This is a genomic window from Streptomyces sp. UNOC14_S4 (genome assembly GCF_020740835.1).
Classification (GTDB): domain Bacteria; phylum Actinomycetota; class Actinomycetes; order Streptomycetales; family Streptomycetaceae; genus Streptomyces.
Window position 1 is genome coordinate 20,697 of the sequence record NZ_JAINFC010000039.1, and the last position, 6,456, is coordinate 27,152.

General features: G+C 71.1%; 5 protein-coding genes. All 5 read left to right on the forward strand.

From position 1 onward, the window contains the following. Window positions 1–2 precede the first annotated feature (2 nt). Window positions 3–1,499 carry an Asp-tRNA(Asn)/Glu-tRNA(Gln) amidotransferase subunit GatA gene (gene gatA / locus K6I34_RS06055; RefSeq protein WP_229323039.1) on the forward strand — a complete coding sequence of 499 codons (1,497 nt, stop codon included), beginning with the start codon at window positions 3–5 and terminating at the stop codon, window positions 1,497–1,499. Then, window positions 1,496–1,735, forward strand: coding sequence for a hypothetical protein (locus K6I34_RS06060; protein ID WP_229323040.1), 240 nt, complete (start codon window positions 1,496–1,498; stop codon window positions 1,733–1,735). Before gatA ends, K6I34_RS06060 begins: the two co-directional genes overlap by 4 nt. A gap of 15 nt (window positions 1,736–1,750) precedes the next feature. Next, the gene (gene gatB, locus K6I34_RS06065) at window positions 1,751–3,259 is read left to right on the forward strand and encodes an Asp-tRNA(Asn)/Glu-tRNA(Gln) amidotransferase subunit GatB (RefSeq protein WP_229323041.1); all 1,509 of its coding nucleotides are present in this window, start codon (window positions 1,751–1,753) and stop codon (window positions 3,257–3,259) included. A gap of 214 nt (window positions 3,260–3,473) precedes the next feature. Beyond that, a complete protein-coding gene (locus tag K6I34_RS06070) occupies window positions 3,474–4,067 on the forward strand; it encodes a hypothetical protein (RefSeq protein WP_229323042.1) in 594 nt (197 codons plus the stop codon). 255 nt (window positions 4,068–4,322) lie between these two features. Further along, on the forward strand, window positions 4,323–6,456 hold a 2,134-nt coding region (locus K6I34_RS06075), incomplete at its 3' end, for an MMPL family transporter (RefSeq protein ID WP_229323043.1).

Sequence of the window (6,456 nt, forward strand, 5' to 3'; positions counted from 1 at the left end):
CCATGACTGCCGAAATCATCAAGCTCACCGCGGCGGAGATCGCCGCGAAGATCGCCTCCGGCGAGCTCACCGCCGTCCAGGTGACCGAGGCCCACCTGGCCCGCATCGAGGCCGTCGACGAGAAGGTGCACGCCTTCCTGCACATCGACCGCGAGGGCGCCCTCGCGCAGGCCCGCGCCGTCGACGAGAAGCGCGCCCGCGGCGAGAAGCTCGGCCCGCTGGCCGGCGTCCCGCTCGCGCTGAAGGACATCTTCACCACCAAGGGCGTCCCGACCACCGTCGGCTCCAAGATCCTCGAAGGCTGGCTCCCGCCCTACGACGCCACGCTGACGCGCAGGCTCAAGGAAGCGGACGTCGTCATCCTCGGCAAGACCAACATGGACGAGTTCGCCATGGGGTCCTCCACCGAGAACAGCGCCTACGGCCCGACCGGCAACCCCTGGGACCTGACGAAGATCCCCGGTGGTTCGGGCGGCGGCTCCAGCGCGGCCCTCGCCTCCTACGAGGCCCCCCTCGCGATCGGCACGGACACCGGCGGCTCCATCCGCCAGCCCGCCGCCGTCACCGGCACCGTCGGCGTCAAGCCGACCTACGGCGCCGTCTCCCGCTACGGCATGGTGGCCTTCTCCAGCTCCCTCGACCAGGGCGGCCCCTGCGCCCGTACGGTGCTGGACGCGGCCCTGCTGCACGAGGTCATCGCCGGTCACGACCCGATGGACTCCACCTCCATCGACGCCCCGGTCCCGGCCGTCGTCGAGGCGGCGCGCAACGGCGACGTCAAGGGCATGCGCGTCGGCGTCGTCAAGCAGTTCCGCGGCGAGGGCTACCAGGCCGGTGTGCTGCAGCGCTTCGACGAGTCCGTCGAGCTGCTCAAGGAGCTCGGTGCCGAGATCGTCGAGGTGGACTGCCCCTCCTTCGACCTGGCCCTGGCCGCGTACTACCTGATCGCGCCCTCGGAGTGCTCCTCCAACCTGGCCCGCTTCGACGCCATGCGCTACGGCCTGCGGGTCGGCGACGACGGCACGAAGTCCGCCGAGGACGTCACCGCGCTCACCCGCGAGGCCGGCTTCGGCCCCGAGGTCAAGCGCCGCGTGATCCTCGGTACGTATGCCCTGAGCTCCGGTTACTACGACGCCTACTACGGCTCGGCGCAGAAGGTCCGCACGCTCATCACGCGGGACTTCGAGAAGGCCTTCGAGCAGGTCGACGTGCTGGTCTCGCCGACCACCCCGACCACCGCCTTCGCGATCGGCGAGCGCGCCGACGACCCGATGGCGATGTACCTCGCCGACCTGTGCACCATCCCCACCAACCTGGCCGGCAACGCCGCCATGTCGCTGCCCTGCGGCCTGGCGCCCGAGGACGGCCTGCCGGTGGGTCTGCAGATCATCGCCCCCGCGATGAAGGACGACCGGCTGTACCGGGTCGGTGCCGCCGTCGAGGCCGCCTTCAACGAGCGCTGGGGTCACCCGCTCCTCGAGGAGGCACCGTCGCTGTGAGCAAGCTCGAGAAGGCCAAGGGCTTCAAGAAGTCCAAGCCCGGCACCTACCTGTCCATCGGCACCACCGCGTTCGGCGCGATCAGCGTCTACAAGCAGGCCAAGAAGGCCCGGGGCGAGCAGGACACGCTCCAGCTGATCGACGCCGTGGTCTCCGCGGCCGCCATCGTCACCGGTGTCGCTCTGCTCGTCCGGGAGCTGCGCCGGATGAACAGCGACGACGTCCTCGCGGACTGAGAGGTTTGATTTTCCGTGACCGTCACTGAACTGGTGTCGTACGAGGACGCGCTGGCGTCCTACGACCCCGTCATGGGCCTGGAGGTCCATGTCGAGCTCGGCACCAAGACCAAGATGTTCTGCGGCTGCTCCACCGAGCTGGGCGCCGAGCCCAACTCGCAGACCTGCCCCACCTGCCTCGGCCTGCCCGGCTCGCTGCCGGTCGTCAACGCCGTCGGCGTCGAGTCGGCCATCAAGATCGGCCTCGCACTGAACTGCGAGATCGCCGAGTGGTGCCGCTTCGCCCGGAAGAACTACTTCTATCCGGACATGCCGAAGAACTTCCAGACCTCGCAGTACGACGAGCCGATCGCCTTCAACGGCTACCTGGACGTCCAGCTGGAGGACGGCGAGGTCTTCCGCGTGGAGATCGAGCGCGCCCACATGGAGGAGGACACCGGCAAGTCCACGCACGTGGGCGGTGCCACCGGCCGTATCCACGGCGCCTCGCACTCCCTGCTCGACTACAACCGGGCCGGCATCCCGCTCATCGAGATCGTCACCAAGCCGATCGAGGGCGCGGGCGAGCGGGCCCCCGAGGTCGCCAAGGCGTACGTCGCCGAGCTGCGCGAGCTCATCAAGGCGCTCGACGTCTCCGAGGCCCGCATGGAGATGGGCCAGATGCGCTGCGACGTCAACCTGTCGCTGCGCCCGAACGGCACCGAGAAGTTCGGCACCCGCAGCGAGACGAAGAACGTCAACTCGCTGCGCTCCGTCGAGCGCTCCGTGCGCTTCGAGATCCAGCGGCACGCGGCCGTGCTGTCCGCGGGCGGCACGATCGTGCAGGAGACCCGTCACTTCCACGAGGAGGACGGCTCCACGACCTCGGGCCGTATCAAGGACAACGCCGAGGACTACCGCTACTTCCCCGAGCCGGACCTGGTCCCGGTCGCTCCCGCCCGGGAGTGGGTGGAGGAGCTCCGCAAGGGCCTGCCCGAGCTGCCGCGCGTGCGCCGCAACCGGCTGCGCGAGGACTGGGGCGTCTCCGAGCACGACATGCAGTCGATCCTCAACGCCGGTGCCGTCGACCTGATCGTCGCCACCATCGAGGCCGGCGCCGACTCGACCGCCGCCCGCAAGTGGTGGATGGGCGAGCTGGCCCGCCGCGCCAATGAGGCCGGTGCCGAGCTCGGCACGCTGGAGATCACCCCGGCGCAGGTCGCGCGTGTGTGCGCGCTGGTCGCCGAGGGCTCCCTCAACGACAAGCTGGCCCGCCAGGTCATCGAGGGCGTCCTCGCGGGCGAGGGCGAGCCGGACGCGGTCGTCGAGAAGCGCGGCCTCGCCGTGGTCTCGGACGACAGTGCCCTGGGCGCGGCCGTGGACGAGGCCATCGCGGCCAACGCGGCGATCGCCGACAAGATCCGCGCCGGCAAGGTCGCGGCGGCGGGCGCGCTCGTCGGCGCGGTCATGAAGGCCACCCGCGGCCAGGCGGACGCGGCGCGTGTGCGTGAGCTGATCTTGGAGAAGCTGGGCGTCGAGGGCTGACGTCCCCGCTTTCCGACGGCTGATGGCCGCCCCTCGTGATGAGGGGCGGCCATTGTCGTATGGGTAATTTCGGCCGTACTTGGCGTTGGTTGGCCGGAAATGTATGGTGCGCCCGGCAGGTGCCGAAACCGTCCGGCATGATCACGGGGGCGGGCCCAGGGCGTGCCCGCTTTTCCTGATGATTTCCTGGCGATTTCTGGCGATGGGGGTAGAGATGCGACGGTCGACGAGGGCACTCGCGGCACTGATGCTGGCGGGCGCGGGCTTCGCGGTGACGACGGTTCCGGCCGGTGCGGCCGACCACGCCGCGGGGGCCGCTCCGCGCGCCGAGGCGTGCGAGGGCAACGACTGGGGCAGCCAGCGCAAGGACAACACGGGTGCCGCCCACAAGTCGTTGCAGGACATCACGGCCGGGCAGCACGAGTGCTTCGACCGCCTGGTCTTCGAGGCCAAGGACAACGGCGACAACCCGCTCGGCTACCACGTGGGCTACGTCGACAAGCTCCACCAGGACGGCTCGGGCGACGAGATCCCCGTCGCGGGCGGCGCGGTGCTGGACATCCGCGTGGGCGCGCCCAGCTACGACCCGGCCACGGGCAAGCGCACCTACCCCGGCCGCGTCGGCGAGCCGCTGCGCGGTGTGGACGTCACCGGATACCGGACCTTCCGCGACACCCGTTACGCCAGCAGCTTCGAGGGCGACACCCAGATCGGCCTGGGCGTACGGGCCCGGCTGCCGTTCCGCGTCTTCCAGTGGGGCGACAAGGTGGTCGTGGACGTGGCGCACACCTGGGGCCAGTTCCGCTGAGCTTTGGCTGAGTTTTCGCCGGTGTTTCCCCGGAGGGTTCCCCGGGTGTTTCCCTGACGACAGACCGGCCGCTCTTTGTCCGATATGTGGGCTGAATCACAAAGCGGACAATGGATCTTTACCGCCTGTCACAGTGGTGCGGCAGAGGCCCCGCGCGCGCGACGCGTCCGACGAGGGCCCTGCTCACCAGCCCCAGCGGTCGTCCACCACGGGTCATGCCCCGGAGAGATCGACGCGATACCCGGGAAACAGGCCATGACCTCACTCGCCCGGTGGTGCCTGCGCCGCCGCTTCGCCGTCATCCTGCTGTGGCTCGTCGCGCTGCTGGGCACGGGAGCGGCCGCGACGCTCTCCGGTTCCGCGTACTCCGACGACTACGGCGTGCCCGGCACCGAATCCGCCCGCGCGACCGCCCTCCTGGAGAAGGCGTTCCCCGGCCAGGGCGGCGACGACACGATCGTCTGGCACACCGCCTCCGGCACCGTCCGCGCCCCCGCCGTCGAGCAGCGCATGAGCGCCGTGCTCCGCGAGGTCGCGGCACTGCCGGGCGTCGCCGGGGTCAGCGGCCCGTACGGCGGCGAGGGCCGGATCAGCCGGGACGGGCACACCGCCTACGCCGAGCTGTCCTTCGGCGGCCCCGCGGGCGGGCCCGCCGAACCCACCAGGGCCCAGGTCGCCAAGGTCGTCGAGACCGCGCGCGGCGCGGCGACGGACCGGCTCCAGGTCGCGCTCGGCGGCAGCACCATCGGCTCCACCGAGGGCGCGAGCGGCCACCTCAGCGAGGTGATCGGCGTGCTGGTCGCGGCCGTCGTGCTGTTCGTCGCCTTCGGCTCGCTCGCGGCCAGCCTGCTGCCCATCGCCACCGCTCTCGTCGGCGTCGGCACCGCGGCCATGGGCACCGTCCTGCTCGGGCACGTCATGACCGTCGCCGGCTTCGCGCCCATGCTCGGCACGCTCATCGGCCTCGGCGTGGGCATCGACTACGCCCTCTTCATCGTCACCCGGCACCGCAAGGGCCTGCGCGCCGGACTGTCCGTGCAGGAAGCCGCCGAACGGGCCGTGGCCACCACCGGGCGCGCCGTCGTCTTCGCCGGGGGCACCGTCTGCGTGGCGCTGCTGGGCATGCTCGTGCTGCGGATGAGCTTCCTCAACGGCGTCGCGATCGCCGCCTCGCTCACGGTCGTGCTCACCGTCGCCGCCTCCGTGACCCTGCTGCCCGCGCTCCTCGGGCTGATCGGCCACCGCGCGCTCAGCCGCCGCGAGCGCCGCCGGCTCGCCGAGCGCGGCCCCCGGGCCGAGGCCCTCACCGGCCTCGCCGCCCGCTGGTCCGCCTTCGTGGAACGCCGCCCCCGGCTGCTGGGCGGGCTGGCCGCCGCGGTGATGCTGCTCCTCGCCCTGCCGGTCGCCTCCCTCCACCTGGGCACCTCCGACCAGGGCAACGGCCCGGCGACGTCCACCACCCGGCAGGCGTACGACATGCTCGCCGACGGCTTCGGCCCCGGCGTCAACGGCCCGCTGACGCTCGTGGCCTCCCTCGACAGCGCCGCCGACCGGCTGGCCTTCGACCGCCTCCCCGACACCCTCCGGCGCACCGAGGGCGTCGCGTCCGTCGGTCCGGGGACGGTCGACGGGAGCGGGGACACGGGCGTGATCACCGTCGTGCCGACGACGTCCCCGCAGTCCCGGGCCACCAGCGACCTCGTGGAGCGGCTGCGCACGACGGTCCTGCCGCGAGCCACGGAGGGTACGGGCGCGGAGGTGCTCGTCGGCGGGGTGACGGCCGGCTACGACGACTTCGCCGGGGTCGTGCTGGGGAAGCTGCCGCTGTTCGTGGGGGCTGTTGTCGGTCTTGGGTGTTTGCTGCTTCTGGTGGCCTTCCGTAGCGTCGGCATTCCCTTGAAGGCCGCTCTGATGAACGTCGCCGCGGTCGCCTCGTCCTTCGGCGTGATCGTCGCGATCTTCCAGTGGGGCTGGGGCAGCGAACTCCTCGGGCTGGGCCGGGCGGGCCCGATCGAGCCGTTCCTGCCGGTCGTCATGGTCTCGGTGCTCTTCGGTCTGTCCATGGACTACCAGGTCTTCCTGGTCAGCCGGATGTACGAGGAGTGGCTGGCGACGCGTGACAACTGCCGTGCGGTGCGGGTGGGTCTCGCGGAGACCAGCCGTGTCATCAACTCTGCCGCCGTCATCATGATCTCGGTCTTCCTGGCGTTCGTCCTGAGCGGGGACCGGGTGATCGCGATGTTCGGGATCGGGCTGGCGGTGGCGGTGGCGTTGGACGCGTTCGTGCTGCGGACGTTGTTGGTGCCGGCGTTGATGCATTTGCTGGGCGGGGCGAATTGGTGGCTGCCGGGGTGGTTGGGGCGGTGGCTTCCGCGGTTCAGCATTGAGC

What these genes read in the sequence shown, in the direction of transcription:
- gatA (WP_229323039.1), top strand. Translation starts at nt 3, where the DNA reads ATGACTGCCGAAATCATCAAGCTCACCGCGGCGGAGATCGCCGCGAAG.
- K6I34_RS06070 (WP_229323042.1), top strand. Translation starts at nt 3,474, where the DNA reads ATGCGACGGTCGACGAGGGCACTCGCGGCACTGATGCTGGCGGGCGCG.